This is a genomic window from Bartonella sp. AA86SXKL (assembly GCF_042196885.1).
Map to the genome: position 1 here is coordinate 1 of NZ_JBHIRE010000207.1, position 861 is coordinate 861.

General features: G+C 34.3%; 1 pseudogene. It reads left to right on the forward strand.

What is annotated here, in order from left to right:
- Positions 1-442: 442 nt before the first annotated feature.
- Positions 443-861, forward strand: a pseudogene (locus tag ACFIO5_RS11000) (tyrosine-type recombinase/integrase); the annotation flags it as partial.

Genomic DNA, 861 nt, shown 5'->3' on the forward strand with positions numbered 1-861 from the left:
TTAAACGGTAAATTAAATACGTTCGGTAAATTATCGATACGATGAGACATGAAGTTATTTTTGCACTGCTATGCGTTTTCCGCAAGCCCTACAGAAAAAAATAGCACATAAAACAAATCACTCTGCCCTCTTTGCAGACACAAAAAGACTTCCTTCATGAAATATCTCATAGAAATCTCTAATTTTCTTAAATATTACCCACTGAATCTTACATGCTACGGCGTGAATCTGAAAAATATAAACTCGAAGATCCATCTGTTGTCACATAGCATTATCATCTTAAATAAATTTTTATTTATCTCCTTTCACGCTCTGTGCACCTCACTTTCTAAGCCAGAGGACGATTCAAACATAGACTGGGAATTCCATAAAAGAAGAAACTTTTTATCCAATCACGAGGTGATAAATTGGAAGTTTTTTAATTTATTGATATGAAGTTGCCATGCCCAAAGCACACCCTCCTCATCTTGTCAAAGAAATCACACACTATGGTAAAATTATATGGCATGTGCGGATTGGTCATGGGCAACGTATTAGAATCCACGGAACCTATGGAATACGAAAGTTTGTTGAAAACTACAAAAGTGCACTTGCCGAATTACAAAGCATTATACCTCCTAAGCCTAAACCAAGATAAATCTATTGAAGTATCATTTGCATAGCTGCTTAAACAATATTTTAACAGTACCCATTGGCATAGCCTCACTAAAAGTACGAAAATACAAGGAGAACTTACTCTAATAAAAATTTCCAGTACCATAAAGTAATATTTCATACAAAGAAATAAAAGAATCACATATTACAATAGGTATTAAACGGCGAAAAGAAGCACCAGCAGCTACTCAAAATTTTCTGAAATCA